This is a genomic window from Aquisalimonas lutea, assembly GCF_030409225.1.
GTDB classification, from domain to species: Bacteria; Pseudomonadota; Gammaproteobacteria; order Nitrococcales; family Aquisalimonadaceae; genus Aquisalimonas; species Aquisalimonas lutea.
Map to the genome: position 1 here is coordinate 2,157,122 of NZ_JAUFPK010000001.1, position 21,185 is coordinate 2,178,306.

The 21,185-nt window shown below is 66.9% G+C and carries 21 protein-coding genes and 4 tRNA genes; 19 read left to right on the forward strand and 6 right to left on the reverse strand.

What is annotated here, in order from left to right; translation table 11 throughout:
- The first annotated feature begins 33 nt into the window (after positions 1-33).
- The 4 genes from QWY84_RS10145 (at position 34) to QWY84_RS10160 (ending at position 2,437) form a co-directional block, all read left to right on the forward strand.
- The gene (locus QWY84_RS10145) at positions 34-1,281 is read left to right on the forward strand and encodes an aspartate kinase (RefSeq protein WP_290202471.1); all 1,248 of its coding nucleotides are present in this window, start codon (positions 34-36) and stop codon (positions 1,279-1,281) included.
- 304 nt (positions 1,282-1,585) lie between these two features.
- Positions 1,586-1,783 carry a carbon storage regulator CsrA gene (gene csrA / locus QWY84_RS10150; protein ID WP_290202472.1) on the forward strand — a complete coding sequence of 66 codons (198 nt, stop codon included), beginning with the start codon at positions 1,586-1,588 and terminating at the stop codon, positions 1,781-1,783.
- 113 nt (positions 1,784-1,896) lie between these two features.
- A tRNA-Ser gene (locus QWY84_RS10155) sits at positions 1,897-1,985 on the forward strand.
- A 375-nt stretch (positions 1,986-2,360) separates the two neighbouring features.
- Positions 2,361-2,437: transfer RNA gene (locus tag QWY84_RS10160), tRNA-Arg, on the forward strand.
- Between the two features lie 150 nt (positions 2,438-2,587).
- Here QWY84_RS10160 and QWY84_RS10165 read toward each other — a convergent pair.
- The 3 genes from QWY84_RS10165 to QWY84_RS10175 all read right to left on the reverse strand — a co-directional run bounded on the left by QWY84_RS10165 (position 2,588) and on the right by QWY84_RS10175 (position 6,006).
- Positions 2,588-4,711, reverse strand: coding sequence for a TonB-dependent receptor plug domain-containing protein (locus QWY84_RS10165; RefSeq protein WP_290202473.1), 2,124 nt, complete (start codon positions 4,709-4,711; stop codon positions 2,588-2,590).
- 565 nt (positions 4,712-5,276) lie between these two features.
- Positions 5,277-5,486, reverse strand: a complete 210-nt coding sequence (locus QWY84_RS10170) for a hypothetical protein (RefSeq protein WP_290202474.1) — start codon at positions 5,484-5,486, stop codon at positions 5,277-5,279.
- A 445-nt stretch (positions 5,487-5,931) separates the two neighbouring features.
- A tRNA-Val gene (locus QWY84_RS10175) sits at positions 5,932-6,006 on the reverse strand.
- 120 nt (positions 6,007-6,126) lie between these two features.
- On the opposite strand from QWY84_RS10175, the gene gltX reads away from it, so the two are divergent.
- The 4 genes from gltX to QWY84_RS10195 all read left to right on the forward strand — a co-directional run bounded on the left by gltX (position 6,127) and on the right by QWY84_RS10195 (position 9,845).
- The gene (gene gltX / locus QWY84_RS10180; protein WP_290202475.1) at positions 6,127-7,545 is read left to right on the forward strand and encodes a glutamate--tRNA ligase; all 1,419 of its coding nucleotides are present in this window, start codon (positions 6,127-6,129) and stop codon (positions 7,543-7,545) included.
- 67 nt (positions 7,546-7,612) lie between these two features.
- A tRNA-Ala gene (locus QWY84_RS10185) sits at positions 7,613-7,688 on the forward strand.
- Positions 7,689-8,087: 399 nt separating this feature from the next.
- Entirely contained in the window at positions 8,088-9,566 is a 1,479-nt protein-coding gene (locus QWY84_RS10190; protein ID WP_290202476.1) for a DHA2 family efflux MFS transporter permease subunit, read from the forward strand.
- Positions 9,567-9,620: 54 nt separating this feature from the next.
- Positions 9,621-9,845: a hypothetical protein gene (locus QWY84_RS10195; protein ID WP_290202477.1), complete on the forward strand. Its 225-nt coding sequence runs from the start codon at positions 9,621-9,623 to the stop codon at positions 9,843-9,845.
- Between the two features lie 72 nt (positions 9,846-9,917).
- Here QWY84_RS10195 and QWY84_RS10200 read toward each other — a convergent pair whose 3' ends face one another.
- The 3 genes from QWY84_RS10200 to flgA all read right to left on the reverse strand — a co-directional run bounded on the left by QWY84_RS10200 (position 9,918) and on the right by flgA (position 11,578).
- Complete coding sequence (locus tag QWY84_RS10200; RefSeq protein ID WP_290202478.1) at positions 9,918-10,397, reverse strand: flagella synthesis protein FlgN; 480 nt, start codon at positions 10,395-10,397, stop codon at positions 9,918-9,920.
- 3 nt (positions 10,398-10,400) lie between these two features.
- Positions 10,401-10,712, reverse strand: a complete 312-nt coding sequence (gene flgM / locus QWY84_RS10205) for a flagellar biosynthesis anti-sigma factor FlgM (RefSeq protein ID WP_290202479.1) — start codon at positions 10,710-10,712, stop codon at positions 10,401-10,403.
- A gap of 119 nt (positions 10,713-10,831) precedes the next feature.
- Positions 10,832-11,578 (reverse strand): flagellar basal body P-ring formation chaperone FlgA, encoded by a 747-nt coding sequence (flgA, locus tag QWY84_RS10210; RefSeq protein ID WP_290202480.1) that lies wholly within the window; start codon positions 11,576-11,578, stop codon positions 10,832-10,834.
- 285 nt (positions 11,579-11,863) lie between these two features.
- Here flgA and QWY84_RS10215 point away from each other — a divergent pair, with 285 nt between their 5' ends.
- From QWY84_RS10215 to flgJ, 11 genes are all read left to right on the forward strand, one after another.
- On the forward strand, positions 11,864-12,808 hold the full coding sequence (locus QWY84_RS10215; protein WP_290202481.1) for a chemotaxis protein: 945 nt from the start codon (positions 11,864-11,866) through the stop codon (positions 12,806-12,808).
- 105 nt (positions 12,809-12,913) lie between these two features.
- Entirely contained in the window at positions 12,914-13,741 is an 828-nt protein-coding gene (locus QWY84_RS10220) for a CheR family methyltransferase (RefSeq protein WP_290202482.1), read from the forward strand.
- Between the two features lie 227 nt (positions 13,742-13,968).
- Positions 13,969-14,376, forward strand: a complete 408-nt coding sequence (flgB, locus tag QWY84_RS10225) for a flagellar basal body rod protein FlgB (RefSeq protein ID WP_290202483.1) — start codon at positions 13,969-13,971, stop codon at positions 14,374-14,376.
- 3 nt (positions 14,377-14,379) lie between these two features.
- Positions 14,380-14,802, forward strand: a complete 423-nt coding sequence (gene flgC, locus QWY84_RS10230; RefSeq protein WP_290202484.1) for a flagellar basal body rod protein FlgC — start codon at positions 14,380-14,382, stop codon at positions 14,800-14,802.
- Positions 14,803-14,813: 11 nt separating this feature from the next.
- On the forward strand, positions 14,814-15,491 hold the full coding sequence (locus tag QWY84_RS10235) for a flagellar hook assembly protein FlgD (RefSeq protein ID WP_290202485.1): 678 nt from the start codon (positions 14,814-14,816) through the stop codon (positions 15,489-15,491).
- Positions 15,492-15,506: 15 nt separating this feature from the next.
- On the forward strand, positions 15,507-16,754 hold the full coding sequence (gene flgE, locus QWY84_RS10240; RefSeq protein WP_290202486.1) for a flagellar hook protein FlgE: 1,248 nt from the start codon (positions 15,507-15,509) through the stop codon (positions 16,752-16,754).
- 29 nt (positions 16,755-16,783) lie between these two features.
- Positions 16,784-17,527 carry a flagellar basal-body rod protein FlgF gene (flgF, locus tag QWY84_RS10245; RefSeq protein ID WP_290202487.1) on the forward strand — a complete coding sequence of 248 codons (744 nt, stop codon included), beginning with the start codon at positions 16,784-16,786 and terminating at the stop codon, positions 17,525-17,527.
- Positions 17,528-17,566: 39 nt separating this feature from the next.
- Positions 17,567-18,352 (forward strand): flagellar basal-body rod protein FlgG, encoded by a 786-nt coding sequence (gene flgG / locus QWY84_RS10250; protein ID WP_290202488.1) that lies wholly within the window; start codon positions 17,567-17,569, stop codon positions 18,350-18,352.
- A gap of 25 nt (positions 18,353-18,377) precedes the next feature.
- A complete protein-coding gene (gene flgH / locus QWY84_RS10255) occupies positions 18,378-19,052 on the forward strand; it encodes a flagellar basal body L-ring protein FlgH (protein WP_290202489.1) in 675 nt (224 codons plus the stop codon).
- Positions 19,053-19,069: 17 nt separating this feature from the next.
- Positions 19,070-20,194, forward strand: coding sequence for a flagellar basal body P-ring protein FlgI (locus QWY84_RS10260; RefSeq protein ID WP_290202490.1), 1,125 nt, complete (start codon positions 19,070-19,072; stop codon positions 20,192-20,194).
- 10 nt (positions 20,195-20,204) lie between these two features.
- On the forward strand, positions 20,205-21,182 hold the full coding sequence (flgJ, locus tag QWY84_RS10265) for a flagellar assembly peptidoglycan hydrolase FlgJ (RefSeq protein WP_290202491.1): 978 nt from the start codon (positions 20,205-20,207) through the stop codon (positions 21,180-21,182).
- The last annotated feature ends 3 nt before the right edge of the window (positions 21,183-21,185 follow it).

Below are 21,185 nucleotides of genomic sequence, written 5' to 3' on the forward strand. Positions count from 1 at the left end.
GGGCGGGCCACCCGTGAACAGGTAAATGGACTGATGGCTTTGATCGTTCAGAAGTACGGCGGCACCTCGGTCGGCTCCGTGGAGCGGATCGAGGAGGTCGCGCGCAAGGTGATCAAGACCAAGGAGGCCGGTAACGACGTGGTCGTGGTCGTCTCCGCCATGAGCGGCGAGACGAACCGGCTCATCGAGCTTGCCAAGCAGATGAACCCGGATCCGCCGGCGCGGGAGCTGGACATGATGCTCTCCACCGGCGAGCAGGTGACCATCGCCCTTCTCGCCATGGCCGTCGAGAAGCAGGGATACCGGGCCCGCTGCTACACCGGCGGACAGGTGAAGATTCTCACGGACAGCGCCCACAGCAAGGCCCGGATCCAGGAGATCGATGCCAAGGTGGTGACGCAGGACCTCCAGGAAGGGCGCATCGTCGTGGTCGCGGGTTTCCAGGGCGTGGACTCCAACGGGGCCATCACCACGCTTGGCCGCGGCGGCTCGGATACCACCGCGGTGGCCCTGGCTGCAGCGCTGAAGGCCGACGAGTGCGAGATCTATACCGATGTCGACGGCGTCTATACCACGGACCCGCGGGTGGTCCCCAAGGCCCGGCGGCTGGAGCGGATCACCTTCGAGGAGATGCTGGAGATGGCGAGCCTCGGCTCCAAGATCCTCCAGATCCGCGCGGTGGAGTTCGCCGGCAAGTACCATGTGCCGCTCCGGGTGCGGTCCTCCTTCGGCGAGGGGCCCGGGACGCTGATTACGTATGAGGATGAAACCATGGAAGAGCCGCTGATTTCCGGAATCGCGTTCAACCGCGATGAAGCCAAGCTCACGGTGCTGGGTGTGCCGGATCAGCCGGGCATCGCCGGGCGCATCCTGGGGCCCATCTCGGAGGCCAACATCGAAGTGGACATGATCGTCCAGAACATCAGCCAGAGCGGGCTGACGGACTTCACGTTCACCGTCCATCGCAACGACTACGAGAAGACCCTTCGCATCCTCCAGGGGATCAACGACGAGCTCGGAGCCCGGGAGGTCTTCGGCGACACCAAGATCGTCAAGCTGTCGCTGGTCGGGGTGGGGATGCGCTCCCACGCCGGCGTGGCCAGCACCATGTTCGAGGCGCTGGCCCGGGAAGGGATCAACATCCAGATGATCTCCACCTCGGAGATCAAGATCTCCGTGGTGATCGACGAGAAGTACCTCGAGCTGGGCGTGCGTGCGTTGCACACGGCGTTCGAGCTGGATGACGAAGACGCCAGCGTGCAGGTCGAGGGCAGGAACTGAGGTGGTTCACGGAGGGTGAATCGCCCAGCACCGGGCCATGGGTGGTGCGTGGCCCGGTATCCCGGAGGTGAGAGATGCCGCGTAACGGTGTTTCCGGGAAGTGTGGTGACATTGAGTGCTTAGCTGAAGGTGACGGTTGTGAGGGACGCCAGCCGTTGAACTCGTGAGGAATACCGCAGGTCCACGCAGGACAGGGAGCAGCGGTGAGGCGATGCCTCGTCGCAACGGGTGTGCACCTGCGTGGCAGCGCCGGCGGCATGGGCTGCCGGTGTCGCGGATGCCAGCGGAATGTAGGAGTGAGGCAATGCTGATTTTAACCAGGCGGGTTGGCGAGACCCTGATGATCGGCGACGAGGTAACGGTGACTGTCCTCGGCGTAAAAGGGAATCAGGTGCGGATCGGCGTGAATGCGCCGAAGAACGTCTCCGTCCATCGTGAGGAGATCTACGAGCGGATACAGCATGAGGGCGACGAAGACGAAAGCACGCCGACAACCGGCTGACGGTACCGGGTACGGGAGGCGGCGCCGGACGGGTTTACCCATCACGCCAAATCCCGTACTCTACCGCGCTCCGGTGGCCATGCAGGCAATCGCTGCCGCCGGAGGATCCGAACGGAGAGGTGGCCGAGTGGCTGAAGGCGCTCCCCTGCTAAGGGAGTATGGGTACTGCCCATCGAGGGTTCGAATCCCTCCCTCTCCGCCAACTTCCCTGAGCAGGGCCGCAGGCCCTGCTCAGGGAAGTTCGATGAAGAAGTCGATTCGAACCCTCGATAATCGACGAATTGGGGTTCGACTACGCAGCGAAGCGGAGTAGCCCGTTGCCGCGCAGCGGCAACGACCCGGAGGGCAAGGCGCGCGAGCGCCGCAGCAATCCCTCCCTCTCCGCCAACTTCCCTGAGCAGGGCCGTAGGCCCTGCTCAGGGAAGTTCACGAAGAAGTCGATTCGAACCCTCGATGATCAACGGATTCGGGTTCGATGAGGAGCTGATTCGAGTTCTCGGCGGTGGACGAGCGGGTTCCGGGGGCAGCGCGTTGACTCCGCGCCGGCCGTTCGACATAATCATCGCCGCTCAACAAGGCGCCCGTAGCTCAGCTGGATAGAGCACCTGGCTACGAACCAGGCGGTCGGAGGTTCGAATCCTTCCGGGCGCGCCATCTTCAGAAGGGAGGCTCCCCCACTTTTCGGAGCCTCCCCCACTTTTTGCCCGCTACCTGCTCCGATATTCACCCGACGTCGATCAAGTTTTCTGTGGCTGCGCGGCAGATAAGGCAGCCCTCGAATCGGGGCTCATCATTGCCCTCGATTCACAGTGGCACCCGCAGCTGCACGCTTACATTGCGACCGGGACTGAGGGCATAGCCCTTGTAGGTATCGAGAAAGTCCCGGTAGCTCTCGTCCGTGAGGTTGCGCACCTCCAGATCCAGACGAGCGGGCCGGGTGCCCGGGCCGGGGATCTCGAAGCCCGCTCCCAGGTCGTAGACCATGTAGCTGTCCGTGGATGCCGTGCCGAACGGGGCATCGTCGAACTGCGCGAACGGCTCCCCCGGTGCCGCGTCCTTGGACGCGTTGTAGCGCATGCCGACACGGATGTAGGGGTTGTTCAACGGAAGCCTGCGGGGCGACCACGTCCCCTCCACGCGGAACGCGTCCGCCGGCAGCAGGGGGAGTTCCTCCCCGGTGCGCTCATTCTTGCCATCGACGAGATCGACGCCGGCGGACAGCTCCACGGTCTCGGTGATCTTGACGCTGCCCTGGAGCTCAATGCCCTTGAGGGTCGCGTCCGCCTGCCGGTTGACGAAGATCGGCAGGCCGTTCGGCGCCGAGGCGCCCGTGTCCTGAAGGAAAATGAAGTCATTGATCCGGTTGCGGTACACCGTCGCGCTCGCCGAGATACGCGGGGACCGCCAGCGCAGGCCGAGATCCGTGTTCAGCGAGCGCTCCGGATCGAGATCCGGGTTGCCGCGCTGGACAGCGGCAACACCGCCGTGGACGCCGTCGGCGAATTGCTCGAACAGCGTCGGTGCGCGAAAGCCGCGGGACGCGTTGGCCGCCAGCGTCAGCTCCCGCGTGAGCGCGTAGGTCGCACCCAGGGAGCCGGTGGTGACCCGGTAGTCGTTGCTGGCGTGCCCGGAAAAGGGCGTCGGCGCCCGCGTCCTGTGCTCGTCTCCCACGGTCTCGATGAAGTCGAAGCGCAACCCGCCCTGAAGCGTCAGAGCGCCGATCGTGCGCTGCTCGAAAGCGAACGCACCGATATTCGTGCGCTCGCCGCCCGGTGTCAGCTGGGTGGTGCCGCGGGACTCCTGCTCCTTGTAGCGATACTCGATGCCGAGCGTCCCCGCATCGAAGACGCCGAGCAGCCCGTGCTCGGCCTCCAGCCTGGCGGTGTACTGGTCGAACTCGACGTCGATGGTCCCGTCGAAGAGCTCGCTGCGCGGCGTGCCTGCGGCGTTGGACCGGCGCAGATTGTTCTGCCATGCGAGAATCGGGCGTAGCGTCCAGCGCTCGCCCGCGGGCAGCTCGCCGCGCAGCTGGAGCTCGTCGTTCTCCAGGCTCTGGCCGATCCCCTCGGGACCCGCACCGGGCGGCAGATTGCCGGCGGGAGGCGGCAGCAGGAAGTTGTGCTCGTTGCGCCAGCCCGTGTAGCGCAGCGAGACGGTGCCGAAATCGCCCTGGTAGCCGACCCCGACCTGGCCGGTGGTCTGCTCGAAGTCCGTGAAGTCGAGCTCTCCGGTGTACGCGGGTTCGTCCTGCCGGCCGGGGCCCGGGGGCGGCGGGAAGAACACCGGGTCCGAGGGCGTGGTGGTATTGCCGGCGTCGCGCCGCACGACGGCGCCGACAAAGCTCCAGGCCGGTCCCTCGGAGCGCAGCCGCAGCCCGGTATCCCACTGCTCGTTGTTGGAGCCGAAGCCAACCAGGGTGTCGCCGCTCACACGGCGGGCGCCATCCTCGCTGAAGCCCAGCGCCAGGGGCTTGACGTCGACAACCCCGCCGAGGGCGTCGGATCCGTAAAGGATGCTGGATGCACCACGGACGACTTCGATGCGCTCGCTCAGAAAGGGGTCTACGTTCGGGCTGTGCCGCGTGCCGAACTGCTGATGATCCACTGCGATGCCGTCGGAGAGGATCCGGACCCGGTTCCCGGAGAGCCCACGGATCACCGGCTTGCCGACGTTGTTGCCGGCGGTCACGGTTGAAACACCCGACAGGTGCTCGAGGGTTTGGCCGAGACTGGCGCGCTCGCGGCGCTCCTTCTCGCGGCCCTCGAGCACATCAATGCTCGCGGCCTGAATGGCCGGATCCCCGGGTGCCGGAACGCCGGTGGTGACCTCGAGCGGATCCAGCACCGCGCTGCCCGCGGTCTCCGGTTCGTCGGCCTGGGCGAGGGGAAGGACCGACAGAAGGGCGCAGACCAGCCCTGCGCGATGCATTAGAGGTCTTCCGTGGTGCGGATCAGCGCGGCGTTTCCTGGCAGCCATCACTTGGTCTCCTCTGGAATGGATTTTTCAACAAATAAAAGAACGTTATATCGTATCTTTTTCGTGACCTACCGAACCGGCCGGATCATGCGCACGCGCTAGCAGGCGATGCCTTGTGCCGGCGCCCGGAGGCGCTTCCGTCGCGCTACGTCTGGTGTAGCGAAGGGCATGGCTTCAATGTGCTCGGGTGTGATGGTGTGCGGCCCGCGATACGTGTATTGATGCGTTCCATTGGCTCAGTCCGGACTTGCCCGGTAAATCGAAAAATACGTTATAACATTGCATTAATTCATGCAAGAGAGCACCAAGATCGCTGGGCGTGTGTTGATACTGCTGATTTGCGTGCACCCCAGCTTGAGACGGACCGCCCGATGGTAATGCGCCGCACGCGATCAGGGTCGCTTTCGTTCCCCTGATACGGGATCCGATTCAGGCCACGGAACCTTTGAAGATTGCGGCGGCGCAACAGGGGCGCATCGGGCAAGTGACTCGTCGTCGGCTGCGCTAGACGACGGCGCTAGCCGCGGATGGCAGCACTGCCGTTCCGGTAGCGCCGGGCCTCGCGCAGGAGGCGCTGCTCCAGGGTCTCGAGCTCGTCGTCGTCTGACCTCGCGGATGCGCTCGTGCGTCGCGCAAGTTCCTGCTCCACGGCGGTCCGCAACGAGCGCAGGGAATCGTCGGGCCATTCGCCGCGATCCGTGATGCGGGTTCGAAGTCGTTCAGTCATCGGTCGTCTCTCCGAGCAGCGGGTGGCCAATCACGAAATAGGATCGGCCGCATAGATGCGGGCGCCGGTCACGGAATCCAAGGGATCACGGTCATGGCGGATTTCCGCGCGCAGGCGAGAAGCGATTCCGCGGCTTGGTGTCCCGTGAGCACGCGCTGCCGGTGATCGGCGAGTGCACGGGCAACCCGTGCGCGAGGGGTTGCGCCGGGAGTGGTACAACAGCATCGGCGTGCTCTCCCAGGAGAGCGTTTCCGGCGCCGGCCGGCTTTGCCGGCGGCAAGGGCCGGCACGGGGATTTCGGCGACATCGGGGAGTAGCTGGCGCTGTGCGGCGCTACTGAGGATGGCGGGTCGTAGCAAATGCCTATCTGCAGGTTGCTGTCTCCGGAATGGTGTGCGCCAAAAAGAAAAGGGCCTGCAGCGATGCTGCAAGCCCTTGATATTCGTGGTGGGCGCGGGTGGGATTGAACCACCGACCCCTGCCGTGTGAAGGCAGTGCTCTCCCGCTGAGCTACGCGCCCGCTTTGAGGTTGGGAATTCTAGGCGGGGGAGCGGGTGGTGTCAACGCTGCACCTGCGGTACGGGCGCGTGCTCTGGTATCATGCGCGCTCTTTCCAGCGAGTGCAGAAAGGATCGTCCGCATGACCGTGAAGACGCGTTTTGCCCCCAGTCCCACGGGCTATCTTCATATCGGCGGCGCCCGTACGGCGCTGTTCTCCTGGCTGTATGCCCGCAAGCACGGCGGCAGCTTCGTGTTGCGGGTGGAGGATACCGACCAGGAACGGTCGACCCAGGAGTCGGTGAACGCGATCCTCGAGGGCATGACCTGGCTCGGCCTGGAGTACGACGAGGGCCCGTTCTACCAGACCCGGCGCTTCGACCGCTACCGGGAGGTGATCCAGCGCCTGCTGGACGAGGGCAAGGCCTACAAGTGCTATTGCTCCAAGGAGCGCCTGGATGCGCTGCGGGAGGAGCAGCAGAAGCGCAAGGAGAAGCCGCGCTACGACGGCAAGTGCCGCGACCTCACCGAGCCGCCGTCGCCGGACGCGCCGTACGTGGTGCGTTTCCGGAATCCGCTCGAAGGCCAGGTGGTGGTTGATGATCGCGTGCACGGACGTGTGGCGTTCAGCAACACGGAGCTGGATGACCTCATTATCGCCCGCACCGACGGCTCGCCGACCTACAATCTGACAGTGGTCGTCGACGACATGGACATGGGGATTAGCCATGTCATCCGCGGCGACGACCATCTCAACAACACGCCGCGCCAGGTGAACATCCTGCACGCCCTCGGGGTGGAGGCGCCGGTGTACGCGCATGTGCCCATGATCCTGGGCGAGGACGGCAAGCGCCTGTCCAAGCGCCACGGTGCGGTGAGCGTCATGAGCTACAGGGATGAAGGCTATCTTCCCGAGGCGGTGCTCAACTACCTGGTGCGCCTGGGCTGGTCCCACGGCGACCAGGAGATCTTCTCCCTGGACGAAATGATCCAGCTGTTCGATATCGACGACCTGAACGCCAAGGCCTCGGCGCTCAATGTCTCTAAGCTGAACTGGCTGAACCAGCAGTACATGAAGGCCATGGATCCCGCGCATGTCGCCCGGCACCTGAGCTGGCACATGGGGCAGCTGGGCGTGGACCCGGCCCAGGGCCCGGCCCTGGAGGACATCGTGGTCGCCCAGCGGGAGCGTTCGCACACCCTGGTGGAGATGGCCCGGAACAGCCTGTTCTTCTACCGCATGCCGGAGAGCTACGACGACAAGGCGGCACGGAAGAATCTCAAGGCGGATACGCGGCCGGCCCTGGAAGCCTTGCGTGCAGCCCTGGCTGCAGCCCCCGAATGGCAGCGGGAGCGCCTGCACGAGACCGTCACCGGTGTGGCGGAGTCGCTGGACCTCAAGCTGGGCAAGGTGGCCCAGCCCCTGCGCGTGGCGCTGTCCGGTGGCCCGGTGTCGCCGCCCATCGACGAGACCCTGGAGCTGCTCGGCCGCGACCGCTCGCTGGCCCGGATCGACGCGGCCCTGCAATTCATTGACCAGCAGGGCCAGGCGGCCGGATGAGACGCGCCGCCGTTGCGCGGTGTTTGACAATCATGGGCGGCCTGCCTATCATGCGCAGCGTTGTCGAGGGGCCATAGCTCAGCTGGGAGAGCGCCTGCATGGCATGCAGGAGGTCGGCGGTTCGATCCCGCCTGGCTCCACCAAACGAATGAAGGAATGAACGCCCCGCATTGCGGGGCGTTTGCTTGTCCGGGGTAGCGTCCCGCGGGTCCATCGCCCGCAGGCGCAGAGCGCCGGTTTCCGGCCCCGACGAATTCCTGTTTCCTCTTGTACACCTTCTCTTGATCTGCCCTGGTGCCAGCGCCGGTGGCGCGCGTCGCAATCCGCGCGCCCGCCAGCGGCGAGTGCTACCGAATACGGTGAAGGGCATGCGCCGCTGGCTGGTGCGGCGTGTATCCGTACGCGAGCCCGATGAGCCCGGTATGCTCGATGACGGCGAAGCGCGCATGAGTGCCGCCGATGTCCGCGATAAGCCAGCGCCGTTCGGAGCATCCAGTAGTCATTGCCGGTAATCTACTGCCATCCAACAGGACGGAGAAACGGTGTACCACGAAGTCAGGCGCTTATTCCGGCGGCACGGGCCCGGCTACAAGTGGCTGGCCCTGGCCACGGTCATGCTCGGTACGCTGTCGGCCGCGGTGGCGACCACCGTCGTGAACGTCGCCATCCCGGACGTCATGCGCGCGTTCGATGTCGGCCAGAGCCGGGCCCACTGGCTCTCCACCGGCTTTCTGGCCGCCATGACCACCGCCATTCTCCTCAATGCCTGGGCGTTGCAGCGCTTCGGCATGCGGCGGGTGTACGTGGCCGGCATGGCCGTGTTCGTCGCGGCGTCCCTGCTGGGCGTCTGGGCAGCGGAGCTGTGGCTCGTCATTGTCGCGCGGATCCTGCAGGGGGCGGTGGCCGGCCTGCTGCAGCCCATGGCGATTACGCTCATCTACCAGGTCTTCCCGCCACACCAGCGGGGGCTGGGCGTGGGCCTGTTCGGCCTGGGCGTGATCCTGGGACCCGCCGTGGGACCGGCCATGGGCGGCGTACTGGTCGATCTGACGGGCTGGCAGGCGGTGATGCTGCTGCCGGTGCCGACGGCACTTCTGGGCGGTTTGCTGTCCCTGGTCTATGTCCCGCGGGGCAGGGCGGCCGGCCGCCGCGTGCGCCTGGACTGGCCCAGCGTTGTGCTCCTGGGCGCCGGCGTGACGGGGATCCTCTGGTCCATGGTCAGCGGCCAGCGGCTGGGGTGGCTGGAGTGGCCGGTGCTGCCGGTTCTTGCGGGGGCGCTCGTTGCCGTGGCCGTGTTCGTGGTGCGCCAGAGGACGACACGATCCCCCCTGCTGGACCCGTCGCTGTACGCGGTTCCGGGGTTTGCGGCCGGCTCGGTCATGGCGCTGCTGTTCGGCGCGGGGCTGTTCGGCTCGACCTATCTGATTCCGCTGTTCATCCAGGAAGTCCAGGGGCTGAGCCCGACCATGGCCGGCCTCGCCCTGATGCCGGCGGGGCTGGTGATGGCGGCGATGTTCCCCCTCGGCGGCCATCTGGCGGACCGGATCCGGGTGGTTGTGCCCATTGTCATCGGCCTGGTGATCATGGCGTCGTCCTGCGTGGCCCTGGGCATGGCCGGGCCCGAGACCACCGTGATCGCGGTGACCCTGTGGGCGGCGCTGGGGCGTGTCGGGCTGGGCCTCGGGATGCCTTCGATCCACACCGGCACCCTGTCGCGGCTGCCGCTGCGGCGGACGGCACCGGGGGCGGGGGCCCTGAACTTCGCCCAGCAGCTCGGCGGCGCGCTGGGCGTGACGAGCCTGTCCCTGGTGCTGGACTGGCGGGCGCTGCGGGAGGCGCGCGTTCTGGATGCCGACGCCCTGGCCGCCGCGGACGGTGTCCTGGCCGGGCTGCCGGTGTCCGTCTACCGCACGGCTTATGCCGCTGCATTCCAGTGGAGCTTTGTCGGGCTCGGGGCGGTTTTCCTGGTTGCGCTGCTCGCCGCGGCGCGGTTCGCCCGCAGCCAGGGTTCGCGATCATGAGGGCGGTTACGCGCGTTATCATGGAAGGCATCTGACCGCATCGCGGGGAACGCCGTGTTCGAGACTCTTCCCTTGTCCCCCTGGCAGAAGATCCTGCTGTGGCCGGGCGGCACGTTCATGGACTGGCTCGCCTATACCTGCCCGGACATCGTCATCCGGTACGGGTTCGGCTTCACGACGGAGTCCTACGTCTTCTGGTCGGGGGTGATCTCGCTGGGATTCTGGATGATTCTGCTGTTTGCTGTTACGGGCGTTATGCGTCGGCTGCGAAGGCGGTAATCCGGGCTTTTTGCCCGGAGCCCGGGCAGGGCAGGCACGGACGCCCGGTGGGAATGGAACGGCGTGGGGATGTCAGGCGCGGCTGATCTCGCGCCCGCCCCCCGGCGAGGGCTCGGAGGCGTTGTCCGGGCCGTACGCCGATGAGGCGGACGTATCTTCCTGGAGCAGCTCCATGGTGCGTTGGACGCCGGTCTGCTGCTTCTGGATCACGCGGCCGTTGGCGTCGTTCAGGGCACGGCACTGCCGCAGGGCCTCGACCAGGTCGTGCCATCGCCTGCGCGCGGCGTCCGGGTCCGGCATGCGCTCCAGGCATGCCTCCATGCCTGCTTCGCCGTGGTCGTCGCCGATCGCCGCGGCCAGCTGGACGCGCCTTTGCTCGTCGGCCTCCACGGCCCCGAGCAGCTCCACCTTGCGGCTGAGAAGGCCGGGGAGCGCTTCCATGTCCCGGGCCACCAGCGCCGTCTGCTCGTCCTGGAGCAGCTGGTTGAGCGCCTCGAGGCGCTCCAGCTGGTCGTGGAGGAGCTGGTCCAGATCGCTGCGGGGATCAGTCACCGCTCAGCTCTCCAGAAGGCCTTCGAGCTCGGCGAATCGATCCGCGATGCTCTCGGCGTTCAACGGGTACTCGCCGTTGGCAATCTGCTCGCGCAATGCATCGACCCGCTCGCGGTCCACTTCCGGCGTCTGGTCGATGGCCTCGCGGACGGACTGCAGGCGCTCCGACTCACCGGAGGAGACTTTCCGGGCGCTGTCGCCCTGGGTGTTGCTCTCCCGCGAGGGATCGAGCTGCTGCTGGACCTGGCGGTTGCCCCGTGCCTCCTGCAACGGGTTACCTGTGGGCCGTCCACTGCCGTCTATCGGGTTCGCCATGAGGTCGCTCCTGTCGTTAATGCGCTCCGGGGCCCCATGCGGTTCCCCGGTTTCCAGTGCCTATCGGCACCTTACGGTGAAACTTGAGTCCCGGATACGGGTTCGATGGCCGCCTCGCATCAGTATCCCACCTGAACCCGGCTGTCGGCCACAATTTCTCCTTCGACAACACGCTCGGAGGAGTTGTTGCGTACCCGGATGCGATCCCCGAGGGCGCCCGACTGCAGGGCTTCGCCGCTCATGCTGATGCTGGCTCCCGAGCCGCTCGCGGTGATCAACACGGTCTGCCCGCGCTCCACGAGCCGCGGGGCGTCGATGCGCCCGGCGGTGATGATCTCGCCTTCCCGCAGAGGGCGGCTGGCCTCCATTCCCAGGAGCTGCTCGGCATCGGTGAAGTAGCCCCGGGTGAGTCGATTGACGTTGCGCTCCACGCGGGTGAGGTCCGACTCCGTGAGCAGGGTGCCGCGCGGGATGGTACGGGCCGCGACGAAGATATCCTTGATGGTCTCGATGCGCACCGAGACATACAGTGTCCACGGGCTCGGGGCGTGGCAGCGCACGCCGACGGTGGCCCGTGACCGACCGCCACGGCCCGGCGGCTCGAATGTCTCCAGCGGCTCGCCGCACGGCGCCAGCCGCAGCCTCGGGTCCACGCGGCTGACTTCCACGGTGCTGTTGCTCCCTTCCGCGAGCTTCGCGCGCGCGTGCTCTGTTACGGCCTCGCGGATCTCGTCCAGCGATTGCCGGTCATTCGCGCCCGCGGCCCCGGTCCAGAGCACGGCGGTGACGGCCAGCATGGCGACGGCGCGGCGCGATCCGCGGCCGATCCGGGAGGTGCAAGCTGTGATGCGCGTCCGAGTGTCCATGGTTCACTCAAGCTACCCTGATTCCAGGAATTGCGGCCTGGCTGCCGTGTGCCCGAGTGTCTAGCAGGAATCGGGCCAGGATGATTGCGGGGCCTGTGTCGACGGGCTCCATCAAGTCGGCGGCGTGGCTGCCGATAGCATCCAGGCCGGCATGGTTTTGCCGCCGGTGATCGGGGCGCGCCGCGAGGGTCGGGGCGGCCGCGGGCAAGCAGACAGTGGGCGGACCGATGTCCGCCGGCATCAAGGTCACGATCCGGAGACGGGTCGCGCGTTGGGGAGCTAATCATGGCCAGCATTATGGATTCGGTGGATCAGCGGACCACACTGGCGGGAACCAACCGCATGGAATTGCTGCTGTTCCAGCTGGCGGGTGCCCAGCTCTTCGGAATCAACGTCTTCAAGGTGCGCGAGGTCATCCCGGTGCCCCGCCTCGTGCACCTGCCCCACTCCAGCCCCGTGGTGGCGGGCGTTTGCTACATCCGCGACCGGGCCATATCCGTGCTCGACCTCGCCATGGCGACCACTGGCCGGCCTCTTGAGGAGCATTCGGGCACCTCGGTGATCGTCACCGAGTACAACCGCAGCGTGCAGGGCTTCATGGTGCGTGCCGTGGACCGCATCGTGAACGTGAACTGGAAGGACATCATGCCGCCGCCGAGCAAGTGGTCGAACACCGCCTATCTCACCGGTGTCACCCGCGTGGAAGAGCGGCTCGTGCAGATCATCGACGTGGAAAAGGTCATGGACGAGCTCAACCAGGCCGGGGGGCTCGGACGTCTGCCGGGCATGGACGAGGGCGGTCTGCAGTCCGCGGGGGCAGACGCCGGGTCCTGGCACGTGCTCGTGGTGGACGACTCCACCGTGGCCCGGCGTCAGATTCGTGACACCCTCCAGGAAATGGGGCTGCAGGTCACCCTGGCCCGGGACGGCCAGGAAGCGCTGGAGGTCCTCCGGGACTGGGCGTCCCGGCCCGAGGAATCGCCGTGGCGGCAGCTGCTGATGGTGATCTCCGACGTGGAGATGCCGCGCATGGACGGCTACACCGTGGCGACGGAAATCCGTCGCGACGATGCATTGCGCGAGATCTACCTGCTCCTGCACTCGTCGCTGAGCGGCATGTTCAACACCGAGCTCGTCCGGCAGGTCGGCGCTGACGATTTTCTGGCGAAGTTCGCCGCCGGCGAACTGGCGGAGCGGGTGCACCAGCGCATGGAGCAGGTGAACGCCTGACAGGTTGGTTGTCCTGGTACCGTACGGGCTACAATCGCCGCACCGGCGCTTGTAGCCTGGCCGGTGAGGTCCTGATCCGAGCAGCCGCGAAGGAAATCCCTGTTGGTGTCCTCCAGAGAGATCATCCCGGAGCATTACCAGGCGTTCCGTGCCTTTCTGGAGCAGTCCTGCGGTATCGTTCTCGGCGAGAACAAGCAGTACCTGGTGTCCAGCCGCCTGGGCCAGCTCATGGAGCGCGAGGGCCTGAAGGACCTGGGCGAGCTGGTCTATCGGGTCCAGCAGCCGGGCGGGCAGCGTCTGCGGGGCATGGTGATCGAAGCCATGACCACCAACGAGACGCAATGGTTCCGGGATACCTATCCCTTCACCATCCTCCAGGAGACGCTCCTGCCGGAGTACCAGCGGCGGGGCGTGCAGCAGATGCGGATCTGGTCCGCCGCCTGCTCCTCCGGCCAGGAGCCGTACTCGCTGAGCATCGCGCTGGAGGAGTACCGGGCCCGGGGTGCCCGGCTCGAGGCGGAGATCGTGGGCACCGATATCTCCCCGGCGATGATCACCCAGGCCCGCGAGGCCCGCTACTCCGCATCCACCGTCAATCGCGGCCTGAGTCCCGAGCGGCGGGATCGCTACTTCGTCCGTGAGGGGGCCGACTGGGTGGTACGCCCGGAAATCCGCCGGCGGACGCAGTTCACGGTGCACAACCTGCTGGACAGCTACAGCAACCTGGGGCGGTTCGACCTGATCTTCTGCCGCAATGTCCTGATCTACTTCTCCGCCGAATCCCGCGAGAGCATTCTCACGCGCATGATCCAGCAGATGCGCCCCGGCGGCTATCTCATCGTGGGTGCCTCCGAGTCCCTGGCGCGCCATGCCCGGGACCTGGAAATGGTCCGCAGCCACGGGGGCGTGATCTACCGCCTGCGGGGCAAGTAGCAAACCGCGCCGGGCGGCAAGGGCTTGCCGCCCGGTTGCCGCATTGCCGGTGGCGGGATTCCGTCACCCCGGCGTATCGGCCGTCCCGTCCGGGACTTGAGCATCCCTCCCCGAATCGTGCCCCGGCCTTTGCGGTTCCCCGCTGCGACCCGGCTCGTCTCGCCGCATCCGGCGCTCATGGCACGGGGATTGCTAGCTCTTGCCCGGGAAGCGACAGGAGACAGGTCATGAGCCTTTCCTTTGACGATGCCGTCGGTGTTCACGCCGCGGCGCTGAAACTTCGGGGCGAGCGGCACCAGCTGCTGTCGGAGAACCTGGCCAACGCGGATACGCCGCATTACAAGGCCCGGGATTTCGATTTCGCCACGGCACTGGAGCAGGTGCAGCAGGGCCAGAACGGTCAGCTTCAGCTGGCGACCACGAACCAGGGGCATATCGGCAACGGCAGCGGCCAGGGCACGTCGGGCGTGGATACCCTCTACCGCGTGCCCAACAGCCCATCCCTGGACGGCAACACCGTAGAGACCCACGTCGAGCAGGCAAAGTTCGCCGAGAACGCCGTCAAGTACCGGGCGTCCCTGAACTTCCTGGGCGGCAAGGTCACGTCCCTGATCGGTGCCCTGCGAGGAGAGTAAGCCATGTCCGTATTCAGCGTGTTCGATGTCGCCGGCTCCGCCATGAACGCGCAGTCCCTGCGCCTGAACATGACGGCCAGCAATCTTGCCAACGCCGAGACCGTCGCCGGCTCGCCGGAGGAGGCCTACAAGGCCCGCCAGCCGGTGTTCGCCGCGGCGCTGCGCAGTGTCCAGGGCGGCGGCGAGCAGGCGGCGGTGGGTGTCACCATGCGGGATGTCGCCGAGAGCGATGCCCCGAACCAGCGGCTGCACATGCCCGACCATCCGGCCGCGGACGAGAACGGCTACGTGTACCGCTCGAACGTGAACACCGTGGAGGAGATGACCAACATGATCTCCGCCTCGCGTTCCTACCAGAACAGCGTGGAGGTGATGAACACCTCCAAGCAGCTTGCGCTGCAGACGCTGCAGCTCGGCCAGAACTGAGGAGATGGACCATGAACGGACTGGACGCACTGATGGGCAGCAGCGGCAGCTCGAACACCAGGCAACCGGACGACGCCCAGGGCAAGTCCATGCAGGATCTGGAACAGAAGGACTTCTTCAACCTGATGATGACCCAGTTCCAGAACCAGGATCCGTTCGAGCCCATGGACAGCGAAAAGATGATGGGCCAGCTCACGCAGTTCACCACGGCCAACGGCATCTCCCAGCTGCAGCAGTCGTTCAAGGACTTCGCCAGTGAGATGAGCCAGAGCCAGGCGCTGCGCGCCGGCAGCCTCGTGGGCCGCAACGTGCTGGCGGAGAGCGACACTATGCGCCTCGACGAGGGCGGTCTCAGCGGCGTGGCGCGCCTGTCCGAGAACACCGGCAGCCTCACCGTGGAGATCCACGACGGTGCTGGCCAGAAGGTGCGCGAGATCGCCATGGGCCAGCAGGATGCCGGCGATGTCGCTTTCAGCTGGGACGGGCGCAATGACGACGGCGAAATGATGCCGGCAGGAACGTACGAAGTGCGTGCCCGGGCCGGCAGCGGCGAGGACAGCGTGGCGGTGCAGACGCTGGCCTCGGCCGAGGTCCAGAGCGTCAGCCTGGAGGGTGACGGGCAGAGCCCGCGTCTCAACCTGGCGGGGGTGGGTGACGTCTCCCTCGATTCCGTTCGCCACATTCAGTAAGCAAGGGGTGCATCCATGGCTTTCAATACTTCACTGTCCGGTCTCAACGCAGCCCAGTCCGATCTGGATGTGACCAGCAACAACATCTCCAACAGTGAGACGGTGGGCTTCAAGAACTCCCGGGCGGAGTTCGCCGACGTCTTCGCCAGCTCCCAGCTCGGTGTCGCGTCCAATGCCATCGGGCAGGGCGTGCGCCTGAACAATGTCGCCCAGCAGTTCACCCAGGGCCAGTTCGACTTCACCGGCAACAGCCTGGACCTCGGCATCAACGGCGAGGGCTTTTTCCGCATGAGCGACCAGGAAGGCGCCATCTCCTATACGCGCAACGGCGCCTTCCAGATCGACGAGAACGGGACCATCGTCAACGCCGACGGGCTGCAGCTCACGGGCTATCCGGCGGACAATAACGGCAATATCGGCGGCAACCTGGCACCGCTGCAGGTGAACACGGGCAACATCGAACCCCAGGCCACCGGCGGAATGACCGTGAACGCGAACCTGACCTCGGAAGCGGACGAGATCGACCAGACGGCCAATCCCTTCGATGCCACCGACCCGGAGACGTACAACTTCTCTACCTCCACCACGGTGTACGATTCCCAGGGCGGGGCCCACGAAGCCAACTTCTACTTCACGCACACGGATGATGCCGCCAACGAATGGGGCGTGAACGTGCGCGTGGACGGCCAGGCGCCGGACAACTTCAGCGACCAGCAGACGCTGACGTTCAACAACGACGGCTCCTATGCCGGCATCGCGGATGCCTCCGGTGACCCGGAGAACGATCCCTACCAGTTCAACCTCGGCGGCGGCATCGACCCCATTGTTGCGGATATCGATTTCTCGGACACGACGCAGTTCGGTACCCCTTCGGCGGTCAACGAGCTGAACCAGGACGGCTACGAGGCCGGTGAGTTCGCCGGGCTGGAGGTCGCCGAGAACGGCACCATCTTCGGCCGCTACACCAACGGCGAGTCCCAGGCGATGGGGCAGGTGCCGCTGGCGCGCTTCCCCAGTGAGCAGAACCTCACGCCCCAGGGCGACAACATGTGGACCGAGAGCGCCGAGTCCGGAGCGCCCATTGTCGGCGCGCCGGGGACTTCCGGCCTCGGCGGTGTCGAGGGGGGGGCCCTGGAGCAGTCCAACGTGGACATCACCGCGGAGCTGGTGAACATGATCACCGCCCAGCGGAATTTCCAGGCCAACGCCCAGATGATCAGCACCCAGGACCAGGTGACCCAGGAGATTCTCAATATCCGCTGATCCGGCGCACGCCGGCGAGGAAACGAGCCATGGACAATTTCTCCTATCTCTCCATGACCGGTGCCAAGCACGCCCTGCAGGCGCAGCAGCACACGAGTCACAACCTGGCGAACGCCAACACGCCGGGCTTCCGGGCGGACCTGGACCAGCTGGTCACGCAGCCGGTCCAGGGGCCCGGGTTCGACAGCCGCGCGTACTCCGCCGAGAGCAGCATCGGCGCGAGCTTCGAGCCCGGGCCCATGCGCACCACCGGTCGCGACATGGATGTCGCCGTCCAGGGCGACGGCTTCATCGCCGTCCAGGGTGCCGACGGCAACGAGGCCTACACACGGCGCGGTGACCTCCGTGTCTCCAGCATGGGCCTGCTGGAGACCGGTGCCGGTGACCCGGTCATGGGCGAGAACGGCCCGGTGGCCGTGCCGCCCGCGGACGAGGTGGAGATCGGCGAGGACGGCACCATCAGCATCGTGCCGCCGGGCGGCCAGGGCGGCGAGATGGCGGTGATCGACCGCATCAAGCTCGTGGATGCCGCCCCGCAGAACCTGGAGAAGGGCAACGACGGCCTGTTCCGTCTCGCCGACGGCGGAGTCGCCCCCGCCGACGGGGCCGTGCGCGTGCGTTCCGGGATGCTGGAGGGCAGCAACGTCAACTCCGTGGAGGCGATGGTCGAGCTCATCGACAACCAGCGCCAGTTCGAGACCAACATCAAGATGCTCACCAAGGCGGAGGAGAATGACTCCGCCAGCAGCCAGCTCCTGCGGCTGCAGGGCTGAACCGGATAACGCCGCGGTTGCGGCAGGGAGGGTAACCAGATGAATCCGGCACTGTGGGTAGCCAAAACGGGCCTGGAAGCCCAGGAGACGCGCATGCAGACCGTCTCCAACAACCTGGCCAACGTCAATACCACCGGTTTCAAGCAGGACCGCGCGGTGTTCGAGGACCTGGTCTACCAGAACGTCCGCCAGGCGGGCGCCCAGAACACCCAGGACGCACAGCTGCCCACGGGCCTGTCCCTGGGGACCGGGGTGCGCGTGGTGGCCACGGAGAAGGAGCACACCCAGGGCAATCTCCAGCAGACGGGCAATGCCCTGGATGTCGCCATCGAGGGCGACGGCTTCTTCCAGGTGCTCCAGCCCGACGGCACGGTGGGCTACACCCGGGATGGCTCCTTCCAGGTGAACAGCGAGGGCACCGTGGTGACCTCCAGCGGCTTCGAGCTGGAGCCGCCGCTGCAGATCCCGGATAACGCCCAGGACGTCACCATCGGCCGCGACGGCACGGTGACGGTCACCGTGCCCGGGCAGGCGGAACCCCAGCAGATCGGCCAGATCCAGCTCGCCGAGTTCGTCAACCCCGCGGGGCTCCAGCCCATGGGCGGCAACCTGTACAGCGAGACGGCCGCCAGCGGCCAGCCCCAGGTGGGCACGCCCGGGCTCGATGGCCTGGGCTCGGTCATGCAGGGGGCGCTGGAGTCGTCCAACGTCAACATCGCCGAGGAGCTGGTGAACATGATCGAGACCCAGCGGGCCTTCGAGACCAACACCAAGTCCATTTCCTCGTCCGACCAGATGCTGCAGTTCGTCACGCAGAACCTGTAACCGCGGCCGCGTGGAGGGCCCGCTCATGCGATGGATAACGGCGATCATTGCCCTGGCGACCCTGGTCCTCGGCGGCTGCGCCACGACGACGCCGCCGGAGTACCGGGACCCGCCGGCCCTGCCGGAGCCGGTGGTGTCGGAACCGGAGCGCGAGAACAACGGCGCCATCTTCCAGGCGAACCAGGGACAGCGGCTGTTCGAGAACCGCACGGCGCTGCGCCCCGGTGACATCCTGACCATCGAGCTGCAGGAGCAGACCGGTGCCAGCAAGAACGCCAGCACCAGCGTGACCAAGGACAGCAGCGCGGAACTGGGCGTGCCGAGCATCTTCGGGCGCGATGCCACCATCAACGGCAACCCGGTATCGGCGAGCCTGGAGGGATCCCGCGGCTTCGACGGCTCGGGCAGCGTGGACCAGGGCAACGAGCTGACGGGCACGCTTACCGCTGTCGTGGTGGAGGTCCATCCGTCCGGCAACCTGGTGGTCCAGGGCCGCAAGAGACTGACCATTAACCAGGGTGACGAGTACATTACGCTCACCGGCCTCGTCCGTCCCGACGACGTGGCGCCGGACAACACCATCTCCTCGGAGCGGGTGGCCAACGCCCAGATCGCCTACACCGGCACCGGCACGCTCGCGGACTCCAACCGCATGGGCTGGGGTCAGCGCATTCTCAACAGCCCTCTGTGGCCGTTCTGACAACCAGGAGACTGGCCATGCTACGTATGCCTCTCATTGCTCTCATCGCCCTGGTGCTCGGCGCCAACGCCGGCAGCCTGCACGCCCAGGACTGGACCGGCGAGCGCATCAAGGATCTCGCCGAAGTGGCCGGCGTGCGGGACAACCAGCTCGTGGGCTACGGGCTGGTGGTGGGCCTGGACGGAACCGGCGACCAGACCACCCAGGCACCGTTCACGGCGCAGAGCATCCGCAGCATGCTGAGCTCCCAGGGCGTGCAGGTCCCGCCCGACGTGAGCTTCCAGACGGAGAACGTCGCCGCCGTGATGGTGACGGCGAATCTGCCCGCGTTCGCCCGGCCCGGCCAGGATATCGACGTGACCGTGGCGTCCATCGCCAATGCCGAGAGCCTGCGCGGCGGATCGCTGCTGATGACGCCCCTGCGCGGCGCCGACGGCGAGATCTACGCCATGGCCCAGGGCAATCTGACGGTGAGCGGTTTCGGCGTCGGCGGCGAGGACGGCTCCAGCATCACGGTGAACATTCCCAGCGCCGGCCGCATCCCCGGTGGTGCCACGGTGGAGCAGGAGGTGGCCTCGCCGTTCAACAGCGGCGATACCATCGAGCTCACCCTGAATACCCCGGACTTCACCACCGCCCGCCGCATGGCGGACGCCATCAACGAGGAGCTGGGCCCCGAGACCGCCCGCGCCAAGGACGCCGGCGCCGTCAGCGTCCGCGCCCCCGACGATCCGGACCAGCGTGTCGGCTTCATGGCCTATCTGGAGAAGATCCGCGTGCATCCCGGGGCGGCGCCGGCCAAGGTCATCGTCAACTCCCGCTCCGGCACCGTGGTGGTGGGCAGCGAGGTGCGCGTGCGCCAGGCGGCGGTGACCCACGGCAGCCTGACGGTCACCATCACCGAGGACTTCGACGTGGATCAGCCGCCGCCCTTCGGCGAGGGCGAGACCGTCGTCACGCCGGACACCGACATCGAGGTACAGCAGGAGGACAACCCCATGTTCCTGTTCGGCCCCGGCGTCCGGCTGGAGGAGATCGTCGAGCAGGTCAACCGCGTCGGCGCGGCGCCGGGGGACCTGGTGGCCATTCTCGAGGCCCTCAAGCAGGCCGGCGCCCTGCGCGCGGAGCTGGTGATCATCTGAGGCAGCTGTCATGGTCCTGAGCGCTCCCCAGCATCCCGAGGCCAACATCTTCGACACCGGTTCCCTGGACCGGCTGCGCCACGGCCTCAAGGATCCGCAGCCGTCGGATCTCCGGCAGGTGGCCGAGGAGTTCGAGTCGGTGTTCGTGGGCATGATGCTCAAGAACATGCGCGCCGCCACGCCGGGCGACGAGCTCTTCGGCGGCCAGGCGATGGAGAAGTACCAGCAGCTCCACGACCAGCAGCTCGCGCGGAGCGTGGGCCAGCAGGGCGGCTTCGGCATCGCCGACATGGTGGAGCGCCAGCTCCGCGAGCAGGCCGGCCTGGAGACCCGGGCGACGGGTGTGGGCGATCGGGGGCTGGAGGCCTATGACCGGCGGTTGCCGCCCATGCGGATGAACGTGCCCGACACCGAAGCGGCCGCACCCCGCGCCGGCGCCCCGGAGCCGCATCGCCCCGGCGGCAAGGGTGCGGCTTGGGACACGCCGGAGGCCTTCGTGCGGGACGTCTGGCCGGCGGCGAAGGGGGCGGCCGAGCAGCTCGGGGCCGATCCGCGCGCCCTGGTGGCCCAGGCGGCCCTGGAGACGGGCTGGGGGCAGCACGTCATCCGCGACGGCGAGGGCAACAGCAGCAACAACCTCTTCGGCATCAAGGCGGACGCCGGCTGGGACGGGGATTCCGTGCGTGTTCCCACCCTGGAGTTCCGGGAGGGCATCCCCCAGCGGGAGACGGCCAGCTTCCGCGCATACGGCTCGCTGGAGGAGGGGTTCCAGGATTACGTGCGCTTCCTGGAGGACAACCCGCGCTACCGCCAGGCCCTGGACAGCGCCGGCGACCCGCAGGCCTGGACGGAGGGGCTGCAGGAGGCCGGCTATGCCACGGATCCGGCCTACGCGGACAAGCTCCAGCGCATCCTGGGCGGCCGGCAGCTGGAGGCGGCGCTCGAGCCGCTCAAGCCCTCGGCGGATCGGCCGATAACGGAGACATAGGGA

What these genes read in the sequence shown, in the direction of transcription:
- QWY84_RS10145 (WP_290202471.1), top strand. Translation starts at nt 34, where the DNA reads ATGGCTTTGATCGTTCAGAAGTACGGCGGCACCTCGGTCGGCTCCGTG.
- csrA (WP_290202472.1), top strand. Translation starts at nt 1,586, where the DNA reads ATGCTGATTTTAACCAGGCGGGTTGGCGAGACCCTGATGATCGGCGAC.
- QWY84_RS10165 (WP_290202473.1), bottom strand. Translation starts at nt 4,711, where the DNA reads ATGCATCGCGCAGGGCTGGTCTGCGCCCTTCTGTCGGTCCTTCCCCTC.
- QWY84_RS10170 (WP_290202474.1), bottom strand. Translation starts at nt 5,486, where the DNA reads ATGACTGAACGACTTCGAACCCGCATCACGGATCGCGGCGAATGGCCC.
- gltX (WP_290202475.1), top strand. Translation starts at nt 6,127, where the DNA reads ATGACCGTGAAGACGCGTTTTGCCCCCAGTCCCACGGGCTATCTTCAT.
- flgM (WP_290202479.1), bottom strand. Translation starts at nt 10,712, where the DNA reads ATGGCGAACCCGATAGACGGCAGTGGACGGCCCACAGGTAACCCGTTG.
- flgA (WP_290202480.1), bottom strand. Translation starts at nt 11,578, where the DNA reads ATGGACACTCGGACGCGCATCACAGCTTGCACCTCCCGGATCGGCCGC.
- QWY84_RS10215 (WP_290202481.1), top strand. Translation starts at nt 11,864, where the DNA reads ATGGCCAGCATTATGGATTCGGTGGATCAGCGGACCACACTGGCGGGA.
- flgB (WP_290202483.1), top strand. Translation starts at nt 13,969, where the DNA reads ATGAGCCTTTCCTTTGACGATGCCGTCGGTGTTCACGCCGCGGCGCTG.
- flgC (WP_290202484.1), top strand. Translation starts at nt 14,380, where the DNA reads ATGTCCGTATTCAGCGTGTTCGATGTCGCCGGCTCCGCCATGAACGCG.
- QWY84_RS10235 (WP_290202485.1), top strand. Translation starts at nt 14,814, where the DNA reads ATGAACGGACTGGACGCACTGATGGGCAGCAGCGGCAGCTCGAACACC.
- flgE (WP_290202486.1), top strand. Translation starts at nt 15,507, where the DNA reads ATGGCTTTCAATACTTCACTGTCCGGTCTCAACGCAGCCCAGTCCGAT.
- flgF (WP_290202487.1), top strand. Translation starts at nt 16,784, where the DNA reads ATGGACAATTTCTCCTATCTCTCCATGACCGGTGCCAAGCACGCCCTG.
- flgG (WP_290202488.1), top strand. Translation starts at nt 17,567, where the DNA reads ATGAATCCGGCACTGTGGGTAGCCAAAACGGGCCTGGAAGCCCAGGAG.
- flgH (WP_290202489.1), top strand. Translation starts at nt 18,378, where the DNA reads ATGCGATGGATAACGGCGATCATTGCCCTGGCGACCCTGGTCCTCGGC.
- QWY84_RS10260 (WP_290202490.1), top strand. Translation starts at nt 19,070, where the DNA reads ATGCTACGTATGCCTCTCATTGCTCTCATCGCCCTGGTGCTCGGCGCC.
- flgJ (WP_290202491.1), top strand. Translation starts at nt 20,205, where the DNA reads ATGGTCCTGAGCGCTCCCCAGCATCCCGAGGCCAACATCTTCGACACC.